21 protein-coding genes are annotated in these 24,382 nt (G+C 59.9%); 19 read left to right on the forward strand and 2 right to left on the reverse strand.

Going from position 1 to position 24,382, the window contains the following annotated elements; genetic code table 11:
* Window positions 1-8 precede the first annotated feature (8 nt).
* From IEV87_RS20540 to IEV87_RS20615, 16 genes are all read left to right on the forward strand, one after another.
* Complete coding sequence (locus tag IEV87_RS20540) at window positions 9-1,169, forward strand: acyl-CoA dehydrogenase family protein (RefSeq protein WP_028288575.1); 1,161 nt, start codon at window positions 9-11, stop codon at window positions 1,167-1,169.
* A 27-nt stretch (window positions 1,170-1,196) separates the two neighbouring features.
* On the forward strand, window positions 1,197-2,588 hold the full coding sequence (locus IEV87_RS20545; protein WP_043753667.1) for a phenylacetate--CoA ligase family protein: 1,392 nt from the start codon (window positions 1,197-1,199) through the stop codon (window positions 2,586-2,588).
* On the forward strand, window positions 2,585-4,192 hold the full coding sequence (locus IEV87_RS20550; protein ID WP_028288577.1) for an acyl-CoA carboxylase subunit beta: 1,608 nt from the start codon (window positions 2,585-2,587) through the stop codon (window positions 4,190-4,192). Before IEV87_RS20545 ends, IEV87_RS20550 begins: the two co-directional genes overlap by 4 nt.
* Before the next feature lie 10 nt (window positions 4,193-4,202).
* Window positions 4,203-6,209, forward strand: a complete 2,007-nt coding sequence (locus IEV87_RS20555) for an acetyl/propionyl/methylcrotonyl-CoA carboxylase subunit alpha (RefSeq protein ID WP_043753670.1) — start codon at window positions 4,203-4,205, stop codon at window positions 6,207-6,209.
* Between the two features lie 4 nt (window positions 6,210-6,213).
* On the forward strand, window positions 6,214-7,173 hold the full coding sequence (locus tag IEV87_RS20560) for a hydroxymethylglutaryl-CoA lyase (RefSeq protein WP_043753673.1): 960 nt from the start codon (window positions 6,214-6,216) through the stop codon (window positions 7,171-7,173).
* Between the two features lie 12 nt (window positions 7,174-7,185).
* Window positions 7,186-8,100, forward strand: coding sequence for an SDR family NAD(P)-dependent oxidoreductase (locus IEV87_RS20565; RefSeq protein WP_043753676.1), 915 nt, complete (start codon window positions 7,186-7,188; stop codon window positions 8,098-8,100).
* The gene (locus tag IEV87_RS20570; protein WP_043753679.1) at window positions 8,100-8,894 is read left to right on the forward strand and encodes a citryl-CoA lyase; all 795 of its coding nucleotides are present in this window, start codon (window positions 8,100-8,102) and stop codon (window positions 8,892-8,894) included. The genes IEV87_RS20565 and IEV87_RS20570 overlap by 1 nt, the downstream gene beginning before the upstream one ends.
* A gap of 3 nt (window positions 8,895-8,897) precedes the next feature.
* Complete coding sequence (locus tag IEV87_RS20575) at window positions 8,898-10,061, forward strand: acyl-CoA dehydrogenase family protein (protein WP_028288582.1); 1,164 nt, start codon at window positions 8,898-8,900, stop codon at window positions 10,059-10,061.
* An 11-nt stretch (window positions 10,062-10,072) separates the two neighbouring features.
* Window positions 10,073-10,912, forward strand: coding sequence for an FAS1-like dehydratase domain-containing protein (locus IEV87_RS20580; protein WP_043753682.1), 840 nt, complete (start codon window positions 10,073-10,075; stop codon window positions 10,910-10,912).
* A gap of 211 nt (window positions 10,913-11,123) precedes the next feature.
* Window positions 11,124-11,903 carry an ABC transporter ATP-binding protein gene (locus IEV87_RS20585; RefSeq protein ID WP_028288584.1) on the forward strand — a complete coding sequence of 260 codons (780 nt, stop codon included), beginning with the start codon at window positions 11,124-11,126 and terminating at the stop codon, window positions 11,901-11,903.
* 46 nt (window positions 11,904-11,949) lie between these two features.
* Window positions 11,950-13,905 carry an AMP-binding protein gene (locus tag IEV87_RS20590; protein WP_229737743.1) on the forward strand — a complete coding sequence of 652 codons (1,956 nt, stop codon included), beginning with the start codon at window positions 11,950-11,952 and terminating at the stop codon, window positions 13,903-13,905.
* 15 nt (window positions 13,906-13,920) lie between these two features.
* The gene (locus tag IEV87_RS20595; RefSeq protein ID WP_028288586.1) at window positions 13,921-14,805 is read left to right on the forward strand and encodes a branched-chain amino acid ABC transporter permease; all 885 of its coding nucleotides are present in this window, start codon (window positions 13,921-13,923) and stop codon (window positions 14,803-14,805) included.
* Between the two features lie 3 nt (window positions 14,806-14,808).
* A complete protein-coding gene (locus tag IEV87_RS20600; protein ID WP_188479607.1) occupies window positions 14,809-15,861 on the forward strand; it encodes a branched-chain amino acid ABC transporter permease in 1,053 nt (350 codons plus the stop codon).
* A gap of 34 nt (window positions 15,862-15,895) precedes the next feature.
* Window positions 15,896-17,134, forward strand: a complete 1,239-nt coding sequence (locus tag IEV87_RS20605; protein WP_048534155.1) for an ABC transporter substrate-binding protein — start codon at window positions 15,896-15,898, stop codon at window positions 17,132-17,134.
* A 61-nt stretch (window positions 17,135-17,195) separates the two neighbouring features.
* On the forward strand, window positions 17,196-17,987 hold the full coding sequence (locus IEV87_RS20610) for an ABC transporter ATP-binding protein (RefSeq protein WP_028288589.1): 792 nt from the start codon (window positions 17,196-17,198) through the stop codon (window positions 17,985-17,987).
* 12 nt (window positions 17,988-17,999) lie between these two features.
* Window positions 18,000-18,788 (forward strand): SDR family NAD(P)-dependent oxidoreductase, encoded by a 789-nt coding sequence (locus IEV87_RS20615; protein ID WP_043753691.1) that lies wholly within the window; start codon window positions 18,000-18,002, stop codon window positions 18,786-18,788.
* A gap of 25 nt (window positions 18,789-18,813) precedes the next feature.
* Here the strand turns inward: IEV87_RS20615 and IEV87_RS20620 are convergent, their stop codons facing one another.
* Window positions 18,814-19,917: a CaiB/BaiF CoA transferase family protein gene (locus IEV87_RS20620; RefSeq protein WP_043753694.1), complete on the reverse strand. Its 1,104-nt coding sequence runs from the start codon at window positions 19,915-19,917 to the stop codon at window positions 18,814-18,816.
* Between the two features lie 113 nt (window positions 19,918-20,030).
* Here IEV87_RS20620 and IEV87_RS20625 point away from each other — a divergent pair, with 113 nt between their 5' ends.
* Genes IEV87_RS20625 through IEV87_RS20635 form a run of 3 tightly spaced genes read left to right on the forward strand, consistent with a single transcriptional unit; the run spans window position 20,031 to window position 23,257 of the window.
* Complete coding sequence (locus tag IEV87_RS20625) at window positions 20,031-20,819, forward strand: enoyl-CoA hydratase/isomerase family protein (protein ID WP_028288592.1); 789 nt, start codon at window positions 20,031-20,033, stop codon at window positions 20,817-20,819.
* Window positions 20,820-20,835: 16 nt separating this feature from the next.
* Entirely contained in the window at window positions 20,836-22,074 is a 1,239-nt protein-coding gene (locus tag IEV87_RS20630; protein WP_043753696.1) for a thiolase family protein, read from the forward strand.
* Between the two features lie 16 nt (window positions 22,075-22,090).
* Window positions 22,091-23,257: an acyl-CoA dehydrogenase family protein gene (locus IEV87_RS20635; RefSeq protein ID WP_043753698.1), complete on the forward strand. Its 1,167-nt coding sequence runs from the start codon at window positions 22,091-22,093 to the stop codon at window positions 23,255-23,257.
* An 84-nt stretch (window positions 23,258-23,341) separates the two neighbouring features.
* Here the strand turns inward: IEV87_RS20635 and IEV87_RS20640 are convergent, their stop codons facing one another.
* Window positions 23,342-24,250, reverse strand: coding sequence for an acyl-CoA dehydrogenase family protein (locus IEV87_RS20640; protein WP_229737746.1), 909 nt, complete (start codon window positions 24,248-24,250; stop codon window positions 23,342-23,344).
* Window positions 24,251-24,382: the final 132 nt, after the last annotated feature.

Raw genomic sequence — 24,382 nt, forward strand, 5'->3', positions numbered from 1 at the left:
GACGAAACATGGATTTCATTTTGAACGACGAACAACGCCAGATTTACGAGTATGGCGGCCAGCTGGCGCAGAAATACGACAATGCGTATTGGCTGGACCACGCGCGCAGGCATGAGTTCCCGCACGAGATGTTCAAGCAGATTGCCGATGACGGTTTCCTGGGCATCATGGTGCCCGAGGAATTCGGCGGCGCGGGCCTTGGTATGACTGAAATGGCCCTGTTCATGGAGGGCACCGCCAATCACGGCATTCCGCTTTTGATGATGGTGGTCGGGCCGACCATGTCGCTGGCCCATATCGCCAGCCACGGGAGCGAGTTCCACAAGAAAGAACTGCTGCCGGCCGCCTGCCGCGGTGATATCCAGTTCTGTTTCGCGATCACCGAACCGGGGGCCGGGTCGAACACGATGAAGGCCACTACGCTGGCCAAGCGTCGAGGCAACCGGTTCAGCCTGTCGGGCGAAAAGACCTTCATCACCGGGGCCGAAGTGGCCGACTACTGCCTCGTGGTGGCGCGGACCAAACCGCATACCGAGGTCAGCCGCAAGACCGACGGCTTTACCCTGTTCGCCGTGGATCTGAAGAAAAAAGGCGTCCACAAGCAGCGGGTGAAGATCTCGATCCCCCTGCCCGAGGAGCAGTGGACACTGTTCTTCGACGATGTGGATCTCGGCCCCGAGGATGTGGTCGGCGAGGTGGACGAAGGGTTCTCGATCCTGTTCGACAGCCTCAACCCCGAGCGTATTATCCTGGCCGCCTTGTGCTGCGGCATCGGCCGGTTCGCCCTGAACAAGGGCGTGGCCTATGCCTCCGAGCGCAATGTGTTCGGCCAACCCATCGGTGCGCACCAGGGCGTGCAGCATCCGATGGCCAAGGCGCATACGGCAGTCGAAATGGCCAGTCTGATGACCCGGCGCGCGGCATGGGAGTTCGACAACAAGCTGCCTGCCGGTGCGTCGTCGAACATGGCGAAATATGCCGCCGCCGAAGCCGGGATCGAAGCGGTCGACGCGGCGCTTCAGGCGCATGGTGGATCGGGCTTTACCGAAGATACGGGACTTTACGAAATGTACCCGCTGGTCCGCCTGCTGCGCACAGCGCCGGTGAACCGCGAACTGTGCCTGAGCTTTATCGGCGAAAAGGTCATGGGCCTGCCACGATCCTATTGATCGCCACGGCTAGGAACGGAGAACGACATGCAATTTGGAATGCGCTTCCGGCGGGAAGATGCCGCCGACAAGGTAAATGATCGCTTCTGGCACGCGATCGAGGGCACGCCGCTCGACGAGGTGCGCCGTATTCAGGAAGAGCGACTGCGCGATCAGATGGCCTATCTCAAGGCAAACTCGACTTTCTATCAGGAGAAGTTCGCGAAAGCCGGTGTGGAATTCGACGATATCCGCACCATCGAAGACCTGCAGAAACTGCCCTATACCTACAAGACCGAGATCCGCGAAAGCCTGGCCGCCGATCCGCCGTTCGGCAAACACCGCGCCGCGCCCATGTACGAGATCATCCAAATGCAGGCATCGTCGGGCACGACCGGCAGCCCCTCATATGTGGCCCTGACCGAATCCGACGCCGAAATGTGGCACGAGATGACGGCACGCTGTTTCTTTGCCAATGGCGTGCGGCCGGGCGACATGGTGCTGCACGCGTTTTCGCTCGCCAAGGGCTTTGTCGGCGGCATCCCCGTGATGCAGGGATTGCAGTACATGGGCACGATCGATGTCCCGGTGGGCGCCGATGGCGGTGCGGAACGGCTGCTGCGCGCCTGCGCCGACACCCGCCCGCGTTGCGTGGTCGGCGCCCCGAACTTTGTGCTGCACCTGGCCGAAAAGGCTCCCGAGGTACTTGGCTGCAAGGCCAGCGAACTGGGTATCGAGCGCGTGATCGTCGGCGGCGAACCCGGCGGCGGAATTCCCGCAATTCGGGCAAAGATCGAAAAGGCCTGGGGTGCGAAATGCACCGAGATGCTGGGCGGCACCGATCTGGGCGTGACATACTGGGCCGAGTGCGACGCCCAGTCGGGTATGCACATGGTCAACATGGATTATGTCCTGACCGAGCTGCTCGACCCGGAGAGCGGCAGGATCATTCCCTGGAAAAAAGGCGCAGAAGGCGAGATGGTCTATACCGCGCTCGGCCGCCAGGCGAGCCCGCTCGTGCGGTTCCGGTCAGGCGATTATATCGAAGTGATCGATACCGAATGCTCCTGCGGCCGCACCGGACCGAAGATCCGCTGCACCGGCCGCACCGACGACATGCTGATCGTGCGCGGGGCCAATGTCTTCCCGTCGGCGATCAACAGCATCATTACCGAAATGGTGCCGGACACCAACGGCGTCATGCGCATCGTGGCCGATTTCGAGGGCCATACCACGCAGGGCGCGCTGACAGTGATTGTCGAACGGGGCCCCGATCGCGATCCGGCCGATGACGTCACCCTCAAAAAGAAAATTGAGCAGCGGCTTCGCGACTCCTTGGTCTTCAAGGCCGACGTTCACCTGGTTGCGGCCGACACTTTCGAAAAACCTGGCGCCGCTAAGGTCGCCTTCGTTCTCAGGAAATATCCAGACCTGCCATGACTAGAATGAAATCTCTTCTCGACAGCGGGTCGGACGACTTCCGCGCCAACGACGTGTCTTACCGCGAAAAGGTCGATGAACTACATGCCCTCCGGCTCTTACAGCGCGTCGGCGGCCCCGAAATGGCGCGCAAACGTCATGTGGACAAAGGCAAAATCCTGCCGCGCGAACGGATCGAACGGCTGATCGACCCGGGCACACCATTTCTGGAACTCGGCGAGTTGGCCGGACTGAATATGCACAAGGGAGTTCCACCCGGCGCCGGCATCATTACCGGTATTGGCGTGATCGAAGGCCGTCAGTGCATGATCATCGCCAATGATGCCACCGTAAAGGGCGGCACCTATTTCGGGATCACCTGCCGCAAACACGTCCGGGCACAGAAAATTGCCTGGAAAAACCGGCTGCCCGTCATCACCCTCGTGGACTCCGGCGGTGCCTTCCTGCCCGACCAGGCCAACCTTTTCCCCGACGAAGGCCAGTTCGGCTCCATCTTTCACCAACAGATCGGCATGTCTGGCGATGGTGTGCCGCAAATCGCCGTGGTCATGGGGCCCTGCACCGCGGGTGGTGCCTATATCCCCGCGCTCTGTGACGAAGTGGTGATCGTGCGCGGTCAGGGCTTTATGTATCTGGGCGGACCGGAATTGACCTTTGCCGCAACCGGCGAAAAGGTCGAAGCCGAAGAACTGGGTGGCGGCAAGATGCATTCGTCCGTTTCCGGTGTGACCGACCATTTGGCCGAAGATGACGCCCACGCTCTGGCCATCACGCGCGAAATTGTCAGCCATCTTGGCGAAAAACCCCAACCCCGCAAGACGCCCGAAACGCCCCGTGCGCCCGCCTACCCGGTCGAAGAGATTTATGGGCTCATCAGCCGCGATCCCAAGGTGCCGACCGACAACCGCGAAATCGTGGCTCGGTTGGTCGATGAGAGCGATTTTCACGAATTCAAGCCGCTTTATGGCGACACGATCATGACCGGCTGGGGGCGCATCCACGGCCACGAGGTCGGGATCATCGCCAATACAGGCGTGCTTTTCGTCGAAGCCGCGCTGAAGGCGACGCATTTCATCAATCTCTGCGTCCAGCGTGATATTCCGCTGCTGTTCCTGGCCGATGTGAACGGCTTCATGGTGGGCCGCGAGGTCGAGCAGATGGGCATTGCCAAGGCTGGCGCCAAGATGATCACGGCCATGTCTTCGGCCCGGGTGCCGAAATTCACAATCATCACCGGTGGCTCTTACGGGGCCGGATACCTGGCGATGCTGGGCCGCCCGTTCCAGCCGGACGCAATGTTCGCCTGGCCGACGGGACGGTCGGCAATCATGGGGCCGGAACAGGCCGCCAGCGTGCTGGCTCAGGTCCGCGCGCAGATCAACGAACGCGAAGGCAAAAGCTGGACCCCCGAGGAGGAGGAAGCCTTCAAGGCACCGATCCGCAAGGAATACGAAGATTTTCAGGGAGCCTATAATTTTGCTTCCAACCTTTGGATCGACAGCGTGATCGAGCCCTGTGAGACCCGTGACGTCATGGCGCTGATGCTGGATGTGACATCGCGCAGACCCAAGGTCGATACCAACTTCGGCGTGTTCAGGATGTGAGGAGCGAACCGTGAAAATCAAAACGCTTCTGATCGCCAACCGCGGCGAAATTGCCTGCCGGATCGCGCGCACCGCGCGGGCCAGCGGTATCACCCCTGTCGGCGTGCATTCGCAGGCCGATGCCAATGCCCTGCATGTCCGCGAGATCGGCAAATCTGTCTGTATCGGTGCCGGGCCTGCATCCGAGAGCTATCTGAAAATCGACGCGGTGATTGCCGCTGCGCAATCGGTGGGCGCGGATGCGATCCATCCCGGTTACGGCTTTCTGGCCGAAAACCCCGATTTTGCCCGCGCGGTCGAAGCCGCCGGCATGATCTTCATGGGGCCGACGCCGGAAACGCTTGAACGTTTCGGCGACAAGGCCAGCGCCAAAGAGGCCGCCGTGGCGGCCAGCGTCCCGGTGATTTCGGGCGCCGAAGGTGCGCGGTCCGATCCCGAGCAGATTGCCGAGGAGGTGCGCCAAATGGGCCTGCCGGTGCTGCTCAAGGCTGTCGGCGGCGGTGGTGGGCGAGGGCAACGGCTCGTCACCGACGAAACCACGCTGGTCGAGGACATCGAAGGCGCGCTGCGCGAAGCAAAATCCACCTTCGGCTCCGAAGGGCTGCTGTTGGAGCGTTTCCTGCCCGAGGCGCGCCATGTTGAAGTGCAGATCGCAGGTGACGGCAAGGGCCATGTGGTGCATCTGTTCGAACGCGATTGCACGCTTCAGCGCCGCCACCAGAAGGTCATCGAGGAAGCCCCGGCCTGGGGTCTGCCCCGGACGCTTATGGACGACATCGCGCGCGACGCGGTGCGCCTTGGTGAAACGCTGGACTATCGCGGTCTGGGCACGGTCGAATTTCTGGTCGCGGGGGACGAGTATTTCTTCCTTGAGGTGAACCCGCGCATTCAGGTGGAACATCCCGTCACCGAAGCGATCACCGGGCTGGACCTTGTCGCGCTTCACCTGCGGATTGCCGAAGGCGCGGGCCTTGGACTGGTGCAGGACGATCTGACGATCAACGGCCACGCGGTCGAGGCGCGGCTTTACGCCGAAGATCCGGCGATGCAATTCGCCCCGTCGACGGGCACGCTCTCCACGCTCAGCCTGCCATCGGGCCTGCGCATCGACAGCGGCGTCGAGGAAGGCGATGCCGTCACGCCCTATTACGATCCGATGATCGCCAAGCTGATCGTGCACGCGCCCGACCGGGAAACCGCATTGGCACGTCTGGCCACGGCGCTTGATCATGTCGCGGTCGAAGGTGTCGAGACCAATCGCGCCTTTCTAACGGCGCTGGCGCGAAACCATGAATTCGAACGGATGCAGGTGCATACCCGCTGGATCGACGGCAGGCTGGATGAGCTGACACAAGCACCCGGACTGACCCGCCCCGATCTGTGGAAAGCGACCGCTGCCATTCTCTTCGTGACCCAGTCGCGCAGCGACACAAACGCCAATCCCTGGACCAACCGTGATGCCTTTACCGGCTGGCGGCTTGGCCTGGGCGGTGATGCGATTGAAGCGGGGCAGCGCGTGACGCTTACCGATTCTGACGAGGTATCCGAAGAACTGCGCATCGGCCCTGTCAAACCGGGCGCCAAGTACACCGTCCATTCGGAAAACGGCGAGGCGCTGACACTGTCGGCATGTGAACTGACCCCGGGCCGTTGGCGTGTCGGCGAAGGCGACACCGTCCATCTGATCGACGCGCGCCTGCACGCGGGCGTGATCGAACTGGACACGCCCGAAGGTCGCCTGGTCTTCCGCCCCGCCGCGCCCCTTGCTTTTGCCGGCGGCGATGCCGCGGCGGATCGCGCCGTGACCTCTCCGCTGACCGGAATGATTGTCGAAATCAAGGTCTCCGATGGTCAGAGCGTGGCCGAAGGCGAAGTGGTCGCGGTCATGGAATCCATGAAACTCGAAATCTCGATCCGGGCGGCCGCGGCCGGGATCGCCAGCAATATATCCGTCTCGAATGGAGACATGGTCGATCGTGGCCAAGTCATCGCCGAGATTCTGCCATCCGAGGAGTGATGAAATGAGCGACTTTCCCAAATTCGTCGAGTTTCGCGAAGAAGGCCCGCGTGAGGGTTTTCAGATCGAAAAGAAGATTTATCCGATCGAAGAGCGGATCGAACTGATCGACATGCTCAGCGAAACCGGTCTGAAGCGCATTCAGGTTGGCAGTTTCGTCAGCCCGAAATACGTGCCGCAAATGGCCGACACCGGCGAGTTGTTCCAGCGTATCAAGCGCGAACCGGGCGTGAATTACACATCGCTGTGGCTGAACGACAAAGGGTTTCGCAAGGCCCTGACCGCGCATGACGTCGATATCGACCCGCGTCTGCTGTTCTATCCCTCCGAGGCATTCGCCCAATCGAACAACAATTGTTCCTCGGCGGAGATGCGGGAAAAACAACGTGACTGGGTCCGTCTTTACAAGGAAGAAGGATATACGGTCGACGCGGCCTATGTGATGACTGCCTTCGGCTGCAACCTCGAAGGCCCCATCCCCCAAGAACGCATCTTGGACGATTTCCGCTTCATTCTTCAGCTGTGCGAGGAAGAGGACATCCCCGTGCCGATCCTTGTGATCGCCGACACAATGGGCTGGGGAAACCCCGAGGCGGTCAAACGCATGATCGGCGCCCTGCGCGAATTGGCGCCCGAGGCGCGCATCGGTATGCACATCCATGACACACGTGGGCTGGGGATCGCCAACGTTTATGCCGCCCTGTCGATGGGCGTGGACATGTTCGAAAGCTCGGTCGCCGGTCTTGGCGGCTGTCCTTTCGCGGGCCACGGCCACGCCCGCGCCGCCGGCAACGTCTGCACCGAGGATGCAGTGTTCCTATGTCACGAACTGGGCATCGAAACCGGCATTGATCTGGACAAGCTGATCGCGGCGGCGCTCAAGGCCGAAGAAATCATCGGCGTGCCGCTGATGGGCCGGGTCATGCATACCGGCGGGTTGGACAAATACCGCAAGTCACGCTGAGGGAGCAAGAAGATGACAAAAGCACTTGACGGAAAGGTGGTTCTGGTCACCGGGGCCGGCGGTGGGATCGGGCGTGATATCGCCTTGATGGCAGCCGCAGAAGGCGCCGCCGTGGTGGTCAATGATCTGGGCGCATCCCTGAAAGGCACCGGTCAGACAGAAACTGCGGCGCAGAAAGTCGTCGAAGAGATCAAGGCGGCGGGCGGCGATGCGATCGCCGATGGCGGCAACGTCAGCGATCCGGACGCCGCGCGCGCGATGATCGAGGCGGGTGTCAAGGAATTCGGCCGCATCGACGCGGTGGTGAACAACGCCGGCATCCTGCGCGACGGGTTCTTCCACAAAATGACCTACGAGGATTTCGACGCGGTTGTGAAGGTCCATCTCTATGGCGCCTTCAACACCAGCCGTGCAGCGGCCGATTATTTCCGCGGACAAGAGGGCGGTGCTCTGGTGCACATGACCTCGACCTCGGGGCTGATCGGCAATCTGGCGCAGGCGAATTACGCGGCGGCAAAGCTGGGCATTGCGGCCTTCTCGAAATCGGTCGCGCTCGACCTGAAACGCTGGAACGTGCGGTCAAACTGCATCGCGCCCTTCGCCTGGAGCCGGATGATCTCGTCGATCAAGACAGACACCCCGGAACAGGTGGCACGGGTCGAAAAGATCAAGGAGATGACACCGGCCAAGGTTGCACCGATGGCCTGTTTCCTGATGAGCGACCGCGCGGCTGACGTGTCAGGACAAATCTTTGCGGTTCGCAAGAACGAGATCTTCCTGTTCAACCAGCCCCGCCCGGTGCGGTCGGTTCATTCCGATGATGGCTGGACCGCCGATGAAATCGCCGAGCGCGCCATTCCCGCGCTCAAATCACAGTTCACGCCGCTCGAAGTTTCGGCGGATGTCTTTTCGTGGGATCCGGTTTGATGGGAAAACGCAAAGAAAAAATCAGCTCCGACATTGCCTGGAGCACCTCTGACAAGATCAGCGTGCGTGGGCTCGATCTGCCCAACGAGATCCTGGGCCACATGAACCTCGGCGATCTGGCGTTTCTGCAGTTGACGGGTCGCAAGGCCACGCCCGAGGAAAGCCGCGTCTTTAACGCCATCGTCATTACCTTGGTCGAACATGGTATCACGCCCTCGGCCCTGGCGGCGCGGATGACCTATATGGGGGCGCCGGAATCGCTTCAGGCGGCTGTGGCGGCTGGCTTGTGCGGGCTGGGCACCGTCTTTGTCGGTTCTATGGAGGGTGCCTCGAAGATGCTTTACGAGGCACTGCCACAGGACAAGTTGGGCACCGGTGTCGATCTGGATGCGCTGGCCGTCGAGACGGTGGAAAAATTCCGCGCCCGCAAGATGATCGTGCCGGGGCTGGGCCATCCGGTGCACAAGCCGGTCGATCCGCGCGCACCTCGCCTGTTCCAGATCGCTGCCGAGAACGGCAAGTCCGGTGAATACATCGAGTTGATCCAGAAAATTCAGGCCGTTGCCGAAGAAAAATCGGGTAAGATGCTGCCAATCAACGCCACCGGGGCGATCGGAGCGATCTGCTGTGAATTTGGCTTCCCCTGGAAGATCGTGCGGGGCTTTGGCGTCATGGCACGCGCCATCGGTCTGGTCGGTCATATCCTCGAAGAGAGCGAAAACCCGATTTCCTATGAGCTTTGGCAGCGTGCCGAGCAGGAAATTCTTGAAACGTCGGGTCCGGGAGCGAAGTAACCGATGCAGACGTCAGCCCCAGACACTCACACCGATCTGCGCGACGCCTTGCGCGCACTTTGCGCGCAGTTTCCGCCAGAGTATCATCGCAAGTTCGGCGAAGACGAAACCTACCCCGAGGAATTCGTCGATGCGCTGACCCGCGAGGGCTGGCTTGCCGCGATGATCCCAGAGGAATACGGTGGCTCGGGTCTGGGGTTGACCGAAGCCTCGATCATCATGGAGGAGGTGAACCGCTGCGGCGGAAACGCGGGCCATTGCCACGGGCAGATGTATAACATGGGCACGCTGCTGCGGCATGGTTCGGATGAGCAAAAGCAGACATACCTGCCCGGTATTGCCAGCGGCGCGTTGCGCCTGCAATCCATGGCCGTGACCGAACCGACAACCGGGACCGACACCACCAAACTGAAGACCATCGCAGTCAAGAAGGGTGACCGGTATGAGATCAATGGCCAGAAGGTCTGGATCAGCCGTATCCAGCATTCTGACCTGATGATCTTGCTGGCCCGCACTACGCCGCTGAGCGAGGTCAAGAAAAAGTCGCAGGGCCTGTCGATCTTTATGGTCGATCTGAAAGAGGCAATCGGCAACGGGATGGAGGTCCGCCCCATCGCCAACATGCCCGGCCACGAAACCAATGAAGTGTTTTTCGACAACCTGGAAATCCCCGCCGAGAACCTGATCGGCACCGAGGGGCGCGGGTTTTACCATATTCTTGACGGGCTGAACGCCGAACGGACCCTGATTGCGGCGGAATGCATCGGTGATGGATACTGGTTCGTTGACAAGGCCCGCGCCTATGCCGGCGACCGCGTGGTCTTTGACCGTCCCATCGGCCAGAACCAAGGTGTGCAATTCCCTATCGCCAGGTCCTATGTGAACATCGAGGCCGCCAATCTGATGCGCTTTGAAGCCTGCAGGCGGTTCGATGCCGGACTGGATTGTGGTGCACAGGCGAACATGGCCAAGCTGCTGGCTTCGGAAGCCAGCTGGGAAGCGGCCAATGCCTGCATCCAGACCCACGGCGGCTTCGGTTTCGCACGGGAGTACGATGTTGAGCGCAAGTTTCGCGAGGCGCGCCTCTATCAGGTCGCCCCGATCTCGACCAACCTGATCCTGTCATATGTCGGAGAACATATCCTCGGCATGCCAAGATCGTTCTGAAGGCTAGGATTATGGGTGAGATCGACCTTGACGCGCTGGCGCCCTGGCTGGGACGCACCGAGACCAAGGAAGATGTTCTGACGCACGGGCTGATCGACAAATTCCGCGCCACGCTCGGTCCGCATCTTTGGGACGGAGCGGGCGATGTCCCGCTGGGAATTCATTGGTGCCTTGCCCTTGATACCGTGCCAGCGACCGCCCTGTCAGAAGACGGCCATGCCGCGAGGGGTGGATTTCTGCCCCCTGTTCCGCTGCCCGCCCGCATGTGGGCTGGCGGCGATGTTACGCATATCGCGCCGCTGAAAATCGGCGAAATCATCACCCGACGCTCTTCGATCAGGAATATTGTGGCCAAGCAGGGCCGTAGTGGACCATTGGTCTTTGTGACCGTCGAACATGAGTATCTGAGTGGCAACCGGCTTTTTATCCGGGAGCAGCAAACGATCGTTTATCGTGAGATTTCCACCCCCCGCACGGGCGAGAGCGCAGCTGACGCGGGTGACCCCAACACGCTTAGATCGACGCTGACACCGGATCCTGTTCTTCTGTTTCGCTATTCGGCGCTGACGTTCAATGCCCATCGCATTCACTATGATTACGTCTACGCCACCGAAACCGAAGCCTATTCCGGACTTGTTGTGCATGGCCCATTGCAGGCCACGCTGCTTCTGAATCTGGCGGCGGGTGCGTTGAAAACATCGCCCCACCGGTTTTCGTTCCGTGGCCTCGCGCCACTCACCCTGCCCTGCGAATTGCAACTGCACAATGAAGGGACCGGCACCTCCGGGACAGTCTGGTGTCAGGATCAAAAAGGTCTTCGAAGCTTTTCCGCAGAGTACGCGGCCGTCTGATCGGTCTTCTTCGGTAGCGAATTCAGTTGTTGACCAATTTTTCTAACATCTGTTAGGCTTCGCGGAGAGACTTGGTAAATAAACCAGGCAAACCTCTGAATTTAGAGGTGGGAGGAGGAACAATGCGAGGAAAACTCGTAACCAACGAAAAACCGTGCGGTCAGGCTATGCGCGCCTCCATGAGGTGTGGGGCAAAAGCACGGGCCGCAACATGACCACGAATAACGGGCACGTATCCTCACCGCTTGCGGTGCGTGGTGCAACTTTGAAATTTGGCGGTGTGACCGCGCTCGACGATGTGAGCATTTCTGTGGCCGACGATGAATTGCTTGCAATTATCGGACCGAACGGAGCCGGAAAAACATCACTTCTGAACGTGACTGCGGGCTTCTACCGTCCGCAGAAGGGCCGTGTCGAATTGTCCGGGCAGGACGTGACCGGCCTGCGTGTTGACCAGATCGCCCGGCGCGGTCTGGCGCGGACGTTTCAGGGCACCCATCTTTTTGCCGGGCAGACGGTGGTGGAAAACATTATGATCGGCCGCCACATGCTGATGAAATCGAATGTAGTCCAGGCTTTTTTCCAGTTCGGTCCCGTGATGCGCGAGGAATCGGAACATCGTGAAGCCGCAGAGGAGATCATCGATTTTCTCGAGATCGAGGCAATCCGCAACCGGCCCGTGGGCACGTTGGGGTATGGGTTGCGCAAGCGTGTCGATCTGGGCCGTGCATTGGCGCAGGAACCGTCGATCCTGCTGATGGATGAACCGATGGCCGGCATGAACTCGGAGGAAAAAGAAGACCTGGCGCGCTTCATTCTCGATGTGCGCGAGGCGCGCAAGATTCCGGTAGTTCTGGTGGAGCACGACATGGGCGTCGTGATGGACCTTGCCGACCGGATCGTGGTGCTGGATTTCGGGCGGGTCATCGCCGAAGGCACCCCGGAAGAAATCCAGAAGGACCCGGCTGTCATAAAGGCATATCTGGGGTAGCGGCATGGTCAAACAACGGACAGCAATGGTCTTTTCGGACCCAGCAGTGACACATATCGAAACCCTGCCGCAGGTTTTGCTCGCGCGAGCGACATCCACACCGACCAACCTCGCCGAACGGCACAAGCGCCTGGGCATCTGGCGTGAATTCACCTGGGCCGATGTTCTTGACAGGGTTCGCGCCCTGGCTCTCGGGTTGGAGAACCTGGGCTTGTCGGCTGGCGAATCTGTCATGATGATTGGCGAAAACGAACCCGAACATTTCTGGGCTGAATACGCCGTCCAGTCGTTAGGCGGCAAAGTCCTGTCTGTCTATCCGGATCAAAACGCTGAAGAGATTCTGTATCTGGCCGAAGACTCGCAAACGCGGATTTTTCTGGCGCAGGATCAGGAGCAGGTCGATAAATGCATCGAGATTGCGGGCAAGTACTCGGGCGCCCTGGCGGTCGTTTACTGGGACGATTCCGGTCTGTGGGGCTATGATCATCCCCTGTTGCATTCGTTTGAAAGTGTGAGCGCGGCAGGGCGTCAGATCCACGCCAAGGAACCCGCCAGATTTGAAGAACACGTAAAACGTGGACGGGCAGACGATACCGCCTTGCTGTCCTATACCTCGGGGACCACGGGAAAACCCAAGGGCGTTGTCATCAGCCATCGCTACCTGTTCGACAATTGCTCGCGGGTGATGGGGGCAATCGAAATCGCGCCGGGCACCGAATACCTGACCTACATTTCGCCGGCCTGGGTCACGGAACAGATTTTCGGCCTGTCGATCGGTTTGATCGCGCCCATGGTCGTCAACTTCCCCGAAGGCCCTGAAGATGTACTGACCAACATTCGCGAACTGGCGGTCGACGCACTGGTGTTCAGCCCGCGCCAGTGGGAAAATCTCGCCTCCATCGTTCAGGCCCGGATGCTGGGGGCGGGTAAAATCCGCAATGCGATGTACAACTGGGGTATGAAGGTCGGCCACGACGTTTATGTGGAACGGCTGGAGGGGCGTAGCCCCAGCCTTGCCGCACGCCTGCAGCTTCCCTTTGCCGAAGCTCTGGTGCTGCATCACCTGCGCGACAATCTTGGCCTTGGTAAGGCCAAAAACGCAATGAGCGGCGGCGCCCTGATGGCACCTGACGTCTTTCGTATGTTCCACGCGATGGGGGTTAAGCTGCGCAACGTGTATGGCGCGACCGAAATCGGCCTTCTGACCGCGCATGTCGGCGAAAGCTATCAGCTGGAAACCAGCGGCAGCTGGATGCAAAGCAACACGAACTACGGCGAACCGCTGGAATACAGGGTCTCGGACGAAGGGGAGCTTCAGGTGCGTGGCGGATCGGGCTTCGGTGGCTATCACGGCAAGCCCGAAAAGACCGCAGAGGAATTGACCGAAGACGGTTGGTACAAGACCGGTGACGCGGTGTCGATGACCGACGACGGCGAGCTTTTGTTCTTTGACCGTGTCAAGGATATGCGCCGCCTGGCAAATGGGCACAGCTATCCGCCGCAATTCATCGAAACGCGGTTGCGGTATAGCCCCTTCATCAAGGATCTCATGACCTTGGGCGACGAAACCCGGAGCTTCGTCAGCGCGCTTATCAATATCGATATGGAAGTTCTCGGGCGTTGGGCGGAAGAGAACAAGATCAGCTTTTCGACCTACACCGATCTCTCGCAGAAACCCGAAGTTCTGGACCTTATCAAAGGCGAAGTGGCGCGCATCAATGCGCTCCTGGCCGAAGGCTCGCGCGTGGCACGTTTTGCGAATTTTCCCAAGGAACTCGACCCGGATGAAGGCGAGTTGACCCGCAGCCGAAAGCTTCGCCGGGCCTTTCTGGAGGAACGGTATGCCAAGCTCGTCGAGGCGATCTATGCTGGCGATGACGAGACAGATCTCGAAATCGCTGTGACCTATCAGGACGGCCGTCAAGGCGTTCTCAAGACCACGGTTCGCGTGTCGGATGTTGAAAACGCATCGAAGGCTGCCAAGCGGCAGTCCAAATCTTAAAGGAGGTCGGCGACAATGGTCTATTTCATCAATGACATCATTACCGGGGCTTTGATCGGCCTTCTGTATTCGCTGGTGGCCATGGGCTTTGTTGTGATTTACCGCGCCAGCAAGGTGTTCAACTTCGCGCAGGGCGAGCTTGTGATCATCGGCGGGTTCATCGTCTGGTTCACAACGATGCAAGCGGGGCTTAGCCTTTGGTTGTCGATACCCCTTTCGCTGGTTCTGGCCGGGCTGGTCGGGTACGCAATCGAACGGATTTTCCTGACAAAGCTGATCGGTGAATCGGTTTTCTCGATGGTCATGGTCACCGTCGGCCTTTTGATCCTGCTGCGCGGTTTGGTGCTGCTTGTGTTCGGTCCCGCGGTAAGACCCTTCCCGATCATTTTTCCGCTGAAACCCTTGTTCCTCGGCGATATGTTGATCCCGATGAACCTCCTGATAGGTGGGATCATCACCATTGTCGCGGCCGTCGGCCTGTCGTGGTTCTTCAACCGGACCCGGTCCGGCCTCCGTATGACCGCTGTGGCGGAGGACCACGTCGTAGCTTCCTCGATGGGCATTTCGGTGAAAGGCTCGATTGCCGTTGCCTGGGTTCTCGGGGCAATCCTGTCCACAATTGGTGCGATGATCTTTCTCAGCGGCAAATCGCTGACCTTCCTGGCCTCGGATATCGGGTTCGCGGCCCTGCCGGTGGCGCTCTTTGCCGGGCTGGAATCCATCGGCGGGCTTATCTTGGCAGGAATAATCATCGGCATCGCGCAGAGCTTGACCACCAACTACCTTGATCCGTTGATCGGTGGCTCGCTCGGCAGTGTCGTTCCATATATCATAATGCTTGCCATTCTGCTGATCCGGCCGACCGGCCTGTTCGGCTGGCGCACAATCGAACGGGTGTAATCCATGGATCCTTCTGGCGTATTCCCGACAAGCTATCGCAGTGACAGACGTTTGATCCGAACGCGCTGGCAGTTTCTGGCCCTCGTCGTATTCATGGCTCTACTGCTGTTGGCGCCTTACCTGGTGAGCAGCCGTATCATCGCTATCCTGAATATGATGATGATCAGCGCCGTCATCGCCGTCGGGCTTCAGATCTGCACCGGCTATGCGGGCCAGATCAACCTGGGTCAGGCGGCGTTCATGGGGGTCGGCGCCTATACGGCCTCGATACTGGCCTCGAAGACCGGCCTTACGTTTCTGCTGACCATTCCTCTGGCCGGGCTCTCGGCTGCGCTGTTCGCCTTTCTCTTTGGCTTGACCGCGGCGCGGATCAAGGGGTTCTATCTGGCACTGACCACGATTGCAGCTCAGTTCCTGTTCCACTTTGCCGTATTGAACCTGCCGTCAACCTGGCTGGGTGGATCGAACGGTATCACCGTGCCCCCGGCCGAGCTTTTCGGGCAGCGATTTGTCAGCGAATCTTCGCAGTTCTATCTGAATTTCGCCGTGACCGCGATCATGGTGGCGGGCGCGTTCGGGATCGTTCGGTCACGCTTCGGCCGTGCCTTCGTGGCGGTCAGGGATGATGACGTGGCCGCGGGTATAATGGGGATCAATGTCGCGGCCACAAAGGCAAATGCCTTCCTGATCGGCGCTTTCTATGCGGGCGTCGGCGGGGCGCTTTGGGCCTATCTGATCCGCTTCGTGGGGGTAGACCAGTTCACCCTGTTTCACTCGATCTTCTTCGTCGCGATGATCATCGTCGGCGGGATGGGTTCAATCGTGGGGGCCCTGATAGGCGTCTTCATTATCCGCATCATCCAGGAAATTATCGCGACGGTCGGCCCCAATATCGCCGACTCGGTATCATTCCTTGGCGGTGACATCGTGTTCGCTGGCATGAATGTCGTTCTTGGCGGCGTGATCGCATTGTTTATGATCCTCGAACCCAAGGGGCTGATGCATCGCTGGAACATCCTGAAGTCGTCATACCGTATCTGGCCGTTTCCTTACTGAGAAATAGAGCGGCTCTAAACCTGGGAGGAAGAATATGACTTACCAATCGAATCGAGGTCTTCGCGGCTTACTGGCAGCGGCTGCCTTGGCGGCCGCGGCGACCATGCCTTTGAAGGCGCAGGCCGAAGAGACCTATAATCTGGCCCTGCTGTCGGACTTTTCCGGCCCTTATGCTGACATCATGCCCATCCTGGCAGGCGGACGCGAAGCTGTGTTCACCTGGTGGAATGAAACCCGCGGCAAGGAACTTGGCGTCACGCTGAACTACAAAAACTACGAAACCCGCTATGACGCGGCACAGGTGGCAAGTCTCTGGCCCGGGATCAAATCGGAACTGGACCCGATTGCGGTTGTCGGCCTCGGCGGGCCTGACGTCGCGGCCCTTTCCGAACGCCTGCCGGAAGACAAAATCCCGATGTTCATGGCCACAGCGGCCTACGGTTTTGCCTGGCAACCGGATGCCTGGATTTTCAACCCACGCCCGACCTATTCGCACGAAAGTGTCGGCTTTCTGAACTGGATGCGTGAACAGCGCGGAGGAGACGAACCGCTCAAGGTTGCGATCCTCGCCTCCGAAGCATCGCCTGCCTATGTCGACATGGCAAAGGGCCTTGAACTCTATGCCGAAGAGCACCCCGAGGAGATCGACCTCGTCGAGGTCATCTATACCGAAGTTCAACCCACCGATCTGACGGGGCAAATGCGCCGCGTTGTACGAGCCGGGGCCGAGGCGCTGGTAATCCAAACGAACACCTCTATCGTGGTTGCCGCGAAACGTGGGCTGCAGGCCAACGGGGCGAACATCCCGATCATGGTGAGTTCGCATAACGGGCTTCCAGCCTCGGGTGGCGCGCTTGGCGGGCTTGAGCAAATGGAGGGGGACTTTGAAGCCTACGGCATGGCGATTGCGGCCGATGAGGACACTCCCGCGCGACAATTCTACAAGACATTGGTTGCCGATTACGGACTCGAAGCACCTTGGAACGTCGTGACCGCAATGGGCGTATCTCAGGGTCTCTATACCGTGACCGTGATCGATCACGCGATCGAGGCGAACGGCGCCGAGGGCCTGACCGGAGAGATGGTACGTGAGGCGCTTTTTGCCAAACCGATCACCACCGAAGAAACCCATGGGTTCCTGCCGACCTTGTCCTTTACGCCAGAAGCACCGTTCCCATTGGAAGGCCTCAAAGTGAATGTGGGCACCGTCAAAGATGGGAAAATCACCATCGGGGCAACGGGTGTCGACGTTCCGCAAGTTGAGAAATGGTGAATTAATCCGGGCGCCGCAGTCGCGGCGCCCGTTCTGATCCTTAGCCCCGGGCAATATGACCATGCTGGAACTCAACAACGTAGAGGTGACATATTCCGACGTCATCCTGGCGCTCAAAGGCGTGTCCATGACAGTCCGTGCGGGACAATGTGTTGCTCTGCTCGGTGGCAATGGCGCAGGAAAAAGCACGACGCTTAAAGCCATCTCGGGAACGCTCAAATCCGAGGATGGAACCGTTTCGGCGGGGTCCATCGTTCTGGACGGAACTCCCATTCAGAACATGGAAGCCTCGGAAGTCGTGAAGAACGGTCTCATCCATGTGATGGAAGGGCGGCGCGTTTTGCGGCATCTGACGTCAGAGCAAAACCTGATCGTCGGCGGGCACATGGTGCCCAACTCCGCCGAGCTGAAAAAGCGCCTGGACCATGTTTACACCTTGATGCCCCGGCTTGCGGACCTGCGCAACCGCACCTCTGGCTTCATGTCTGGTGGCGAACAACAACTGCTGCTGATCGGCCGGGCCATGATGGCCAGCCCCAAGATCATCGCGATCGACGAACCGTCGTTGGGATTGGCCCCGATGATGATCCGGGATGTTTATGAAGTGCTCAAGCAGCTCAAGTCAGAAGGCACGACCTTCTTCCTGGTCGAACAAAACAGCGCCGCGGCGCTATCGATCGCCGACTATGCCTATGTGATGGAGAACGGCCGGATCGTGATGGACGGCCCTGCCGACAAGCTCGCTGACAACGAGGACATCAAGGAATTCTATCTCGGCGTCACCGCATCGGGCGAGCGCAAAAGCTATCGAGATATCAAACACTATCGCCGCCGGAAGAGATGGCTGGGATAGAAAGGAACGAAGATGAGTAACCTGCTTTCCATCAAAGGTCGTACCGCATTTGTAACCGGAGCGGGGCAAGGCGTTGGTCGGCAAGCCGCGCTTTATCTGGCGGAACACGGAGCCGGTGCCATCGTTGTCAACGATTTTCACGCCGAACGGGCCGAAAGCGTTGCCGCGGAAGTGGAGGCAGCGGGTGCAAAGGCTCTGCCGCTCGCCTTCGACGTCTCGGATTTCGACGCGGTTGGCGCGGCGTTTGCCGAAACGCAGACCACATTTGGCGGCGTGGATATTCTGGTCAACAATGCGGGCAACGCCGGGCCGACATCGCGGCTCGACGATCTGGTCCCTTTTTGGGAATCCGATCCCGACGAATGGCGCCGCTGGATGGCCACCAATTTCGATGGGGTGCTGAACTGCACCCGTCACGCCATGCCGTTGATGGTTAACAGTGGCTATGGGCGCATTGTGACCGTCATTTCCGACGCCGGCCGTGTCGGTGAACCGCATCTGGCGGTTTATTCCGGGGCCAAGGCCGGTGCGGCCGGCTTCATGCGGGCAATTGCAAAGGCCGGCGGCCGGTTCGGGATCACCGCGAATTGCGTCGCCTTGGGGGGCACAAGAACTCCGGCTGTCGCCGACCTGATCCCGGATGCAGAGACCGAGAAGCGGGCATTGTCGCAATACGTGATCCGCCGTCTGGGCGAGCCGGAAGACCCCGCCGGAATGATCCTGTTCCTCTGCTCGGATGCTGCCAGCTGGATCACCGGTCAAACTTATCCGGTGAATGGCGGGTATTCTTTTGCCTGCTAGAGCCGCCATCGGACGGCTGCCGCCTCTAGTTGGAGCTGTCCGAAAAAACGCTGTCATTATCTGCCCCGAGCTCGGGGGGCAGATCCGGTATCGCGGTTTCGAAACCATCGAATTTCAACGGCTGGACAATAAAAGTCTCGGCCTTGCCGCCGTCATGCGTAATCTTGCGCAGCAGCTGGCGCGCACGCACATGGGGGTCGTCCAACGTTTCGACCAGGGAATTGACCGGACCCCATGGCACCCCCGCCTTATCCAGAAGGTCGCCCCATTCGGCGCGCGTCTTGTTGACCAAAATCGCCGCGATTTCTTCGCGCAGCGCGGCCTTGCGGGCGACACGGTCGCGGCCTGTCAACGGCGCAAGATCCGCCCTGTTGATCACATCGCAGAACGGTTTCCAGAACCAGTCCTCATGCGCGATGGACAAGGTCAAGAGCTTGCCGTCTTTGCAGGTGAACACGCCATAGCCCGGCTCGGCGATAAAATCGCCCAGCGGTGTTCCATTGGCGGCGGGAACGAGGAATGCGGTCAACATCGAAACCACCGCATCCGACATGGACACGTCCACGTAACGCCCCTGCCCTGTGCGCTGGCTCGACACCACCGCCGACAGGATTGCGATCGCCGCGAACAACGCCGCGCCAACATCCGCAAGGGGGATCGGCGGCACAGGGCCGGGCTGCTTTGCATCGGCCTGATCGGCCAGCAAACCGCCAACCCCTTCATAGCTCAGGTCATGGCCAGCCCTGTCACGATAGGGGCCGTCCTGCCCGTAACCCGAAATCGATACATAAACCAGCCGCGAGTTGACACTACGCATGTCCTCGAAACCGGCACCCAAGGCCGCAAGCTTGCCAGGGCGGAACCCTTCGACGATGACATCCGATTCCTTGGCCAGTTCGCGAAACCGTGCCAGCCCCTCGGCCGATTTCAGATCCAACGCAACGCTGCGCTTGCCTCGGTTCAGTGCCCGGAACAAGGGCGGAAATTGCCGGGCCGGATCGCCGACACCCGGTCGTTCGATCATGATCACCTCGGCTCCCATGTCGGACAACAGCATTGTGGCATAGGGACCGGGAAACTGTTCGGCAAGGCTGAGAATTTTCAGGCCGGCCAGGGGTGCAGTGCTCATATCAATCTCCAGCTCTTTTGTTTTCCACGTGCGGGTCCGCCCGAGTGCAGCGCAAATCGCCGCAAAAGACAAGGCGAAAAACCAATAATATGTATAATTATCAGGAGCTTAGCATGAGTGAAGCAAAGCAGACGCTATTCGTTGAGCGGGTCGCAAAAACTGAATGGATTACCTTCCAGCGCACCGAACAGCTCAACGCAATGTCAACGCAGATGCTGCGCGAGATGGCGGCAGCACTGGAATCGGCGCTGGCCGACGATGGGGTGCGTACAATTGTCCTGACCGGCTCTGGCCGGGCATTCTGCGCCGGTGCCGATCTGAAAGAAGTTGCTGGCGCCAAACATGCACCAGGCGAGCCGGATCTTCTGGATCTTGTCGATCACACGTTTGGGCTGATGCGACATGGCCCGAAACCGGTGATCGCCGCAGTGAACGGGCTGGCGATGGCGGGCGGTTTGGAAATGGTGATGGCCTGCGATCTGGTCTTTGCCGCCGAAAGCGCGCAACTGGGCGACGCACATTCCAACTTTGGCGTCTTTCCCGGGGCCGGCGGTGCGGCGATCCTGCCGCGTAGGATTGGCCTGAACCGCGCGAAATACCTGCTGTTCTCGGGCGAGAACGTTTCGGCACGGGACATGATGGACTGGGGACTGGTGAACAAGGTCATCGCGGACGAAGACCTGCGACAAGCGGTGCAGGCCTTTACCGACAGGCTGGCAGAAAAAAGCCCGGCGGTCTTACGCCGCATGAAGACGGTTGCCAATCGGTCGCTGGACGTGGACGAAACCGCCGCGCTTTCCGAAGAGATGCTGAACCTGCGCGCGCACATGCGATCCTGGGACATGCACGAGGGTCTGTCGGCGTTCAATGAAAAACGAAAACCGCAGTTTCGCGGATACTAGGTCAGGAGGACAAACGATGCAGGACATTTACATCGTTGGCGTCGGGATGACGCCGTTCGGAAAGTTCCGGGACAAAACCATCAAGGACATGACCGGCGAGGCCGTCGCCGCCGCGCTTTCCGATGCCCGAGTGACGGCAGATCGTATCGACGGCGCATTCTTCTCGAACGCGGTGCAGGGCCACATGGAGGGCCAGCACATGATCCGCGGCGAAATCGCGCTGCGTGAAATGGGCATTCAGGGCATTCCGGTGGTGAATGTCGAAAACGCCTGCGCCAGCGCCTCGACCGGGTTCAAACTGGCAGTCGATTTCCTCAAGGCCAGCAATGGCGACTGCTGTCTCGCCGTGGGCGCCGAAAAGATGTATTCTGACGACCGTGCGTTGATGTTTTCGGCCTTCGACAGCGGCTGGGACGTCAGCAACAGCGAAGAGGTCGCGCAACGGCTGGCCGATCTGGGTGCAGGGGTCGAGGAACCCGAAGGATCGAAATCGCCCAAGCCCTACAGCGTGTTCATGGATGTCTACGCAGGCTTCGCCCGGCTTCACATGAAGACCTTTGGCACAACTCAGGAACAGTTCGCCGCCGTCGCCGCCAAGAACCATGCGCATTCCGTGCATAATCCACTGGCGCAATACCGAGAAGCCATGAGCGTCGATCAGGTATTGGCCGCGCCGCCGATCACCTATCCGCTGACCCTGCCGATGTGCGCCCCGATCTCGGACGGGGCCGCTGCGGCCGTTTTATGCACCGGCGAGGGGATAAAACGTCTGGGCCTAGATCCCGCGCGCGCGATCAAGGTCAAGGCCGCGATCCTGCGCTCGGGCACCGATCGTCCGCCGGAAGATTACAAGAACCACCTGACCCGGCTTGCCGCGCTTGAGGCCTATGAACAGGCCGGGATCGGCCCCGAGGATATATCGGTGGCCGAAGTGCATGACGCCACGGCCGTGGGCGAAGTGATCCAGATCGAGAACCTCGGATTTGTCGAATTCGGCGAGGGCGGTCCCGCCAGTCTGCGCGGCGAGACAAAGATCGGCGGACGCATTCCGGTGAACCCCTCGGGCGGGTTGGAATCCAAGGGCCACCCGGTCGGTGCCACAGGGATAGGGCAGGTTTTCGAACTGGTCACGCAACTGCGCGGCGAAGCTGGCGCGCGTCAGGTCGAAGGGGCAAAGAATGCCATCGCCGAAAACGGCGGGGGGTTGCACGGGGTAGAAGAAGCGGCCGCCTGCGTCACCATTCTGGGCCGTTGAAACAAGGAGACGAACCATGGAAAACGTGATCGCCGCCGCTCAGGCAATCTATACAGATGAGCAACGCATGTTGCTGGAAAACTTCCGCAAGATGGCCGAGGCAGAGTTCGCGCCGCTGGCCGAGAAATACGAGAACCTCGGCCACCCCCCCGATGCGAAAACCCTGAAGTCCCTGTTCGCCAAGGTCGAGGAATTCGGGCTGATCAGCGGCCTGATCCCCGAAGAGGAAGGCGGTGCCGGAATCGACCGCATGACCTATGGCATCCTATACGAGGAACTGGCCCGGATATGGGCCGATCTGGCAATCGCGGTGCTGATTCAGGGTCATGCCGTGTTCGCGGTCAACCTCTTGGGAAATGTGGCGCAGAAAGAGGCCTATCTGAAGCCGCTCCTGCGCAGCGAACGGATCTGTGCCACCTGTATTTCCGAACCAGAGGTCGGTTCGAACGTACGCGAGGTCAAGACACGTGCGGACCGAGAGGGCGATAAGATTTTCGTCACTGGCCAGAAGCTCTGGATTTCCAATGGGGCCCAGTCGGATTTCGCCATCGTTGTCTGCAATCTGGACGACGGTATTTCCATGGTCATCGTCGACCGCGAGGCCGGCAACTATGAGAGCCGCGAATTGCGCAAGATGGGACTTGTCGGTGCATCGACCTGTGAATTGTTTTTCGACCGGGCGGAAACCACCGCCGAGCATGTTCTGGGTAATGCAGGCGGCGGCCTGTTCCAGACGTTGAAACTGTTTGAGAGCGCGCGTGTGTTTGTTGGCCTGACCAGCATCGGCATTGGTCAGGCGGCATTGGAATGTGCGGTCAAATATGCCCAGGAACGCGAGCAGCATGGCAAGCCGATTGGCGGGCACCAGTTGATTCAAGGCTACCTGGCCGACATGGCCACGCACCTGGATGCCGCGCGCCTGTTGTGCCAGCGCGGGCTGCAACTTCTGGACCTGGGCGTGCGCTGTGACACCCAGACCTCGATGGCGAAATGGTATGCAACCGAAATGGCCGTCGAAATCGCCGGCAAAGCGGTGCAGATCCACGGCGGCAACGGCATCACCAAAGAGTTCGACGTTGAACGGCACTTCCGCAATGCAAAGGTCATGCCGATTCCCGATGGCACCACCGAAATCCAAAAACTGGTCATCGGGCGCAACCTGACCGGGCTTAACGCGTTCTGAAAAGGGCCTTGGCCGCCCCACCGTCGGCGCTCGTCAGCGTCGAGGGTGGGCACGACCCGGAGTGATCGCGATACGGGCGAAGAGTCAGTAGGACTTGGGCATCCCCAATGCCTTCTCGGCCACGTAGGAGAGGATCAACTCCTCGCTGACCGGCGCGATGAAGTTCAGTACGCTTTCGCGAAAGTAACGCTCGACGTGGTATTCCTGCGCGAAGCCAAAGCCGCCGTGGGTGCGCACCGCGCGGAATGCCGCTTCGTAGGCCGCCGAGCCGGCGAGGTTGCGCGCGGTATTGGCCTCCAGCCCGCAGGGCTTGCCCTGATCGTAAAGCGTGGCGGCTTTGTAGGTCATCAGTTCCGCCGCCTGAAGGCGCATCCACACCGAGGCCAGCGGATGCTGGATCGCCTGGTTCTGGCCGATTGGACGGCCGAAGACGACGCGTTCGCGCGCATAGGCGGCCGCCTTTTCCAGTACGTACATCCCAAACCCGACCGCAGCCGCGGCGACAATGATCCGCTCGGCATTCAGCCCGTGGAGCAGGACCTTGAAACCCTCACCTTCCGCGCCGATGCGGTCCTCTTCGGGCACCTCCAGCCCATCAATGAAGATGGCGTTGGAGTCGACCGCCTTGCGGCCCATATTGGCAATTTCATGCACGTCGATCTTGCTGCGGTCGAAATCGGTGTAGAACACTGACATGCCGTCGGTCGGTCGCTCGCAGTCCTCGATGGGCGTGGTCCGGGTCACCAGCAGGATGTGATCTGCGCGCTGTGCGGTCGAGGTCCAGACCTTGCGCCCGTTGACCACATACCCACCGTCTTCGCGTCGGCGCGCAAAGGTCGAGATATGCGTGGTATCAAGGCCGGCGTCCGGTTCGGTTACGCCGAAGCAGGAGCGGTGCTCTCCGCGGATCAGAGGCGGCAGCATCCGAGCCTTCTGTTCGTCGGTGCCGAAGCCGACCACCGGTTGTGGAGTGCCCCCACTGAAGTGGTCCACCAACTGGGATAGTTTTATCCCGATGTCAGGAGGACTGAGCTACTCCCCATCTCTTGGACAGGATCTGGCGTAAATTAAGCTACTCGTTGCACCTGCTGATCGGGTTGGTTGATATCATTTCTTTGCCAATAG

The sequence above is a fragment of the Primorskyibacter flagellatus genome (assembly GCF_014638275.1).
Taxonomy (GTDB): domain Bacteria; phylum Pseudomonadota; class Alphaproteobacteria; order Rhodobacterales; family Rhodobacteraceae; genus Pseudooceanicola; species Pseudooceanicola flagellatus_A.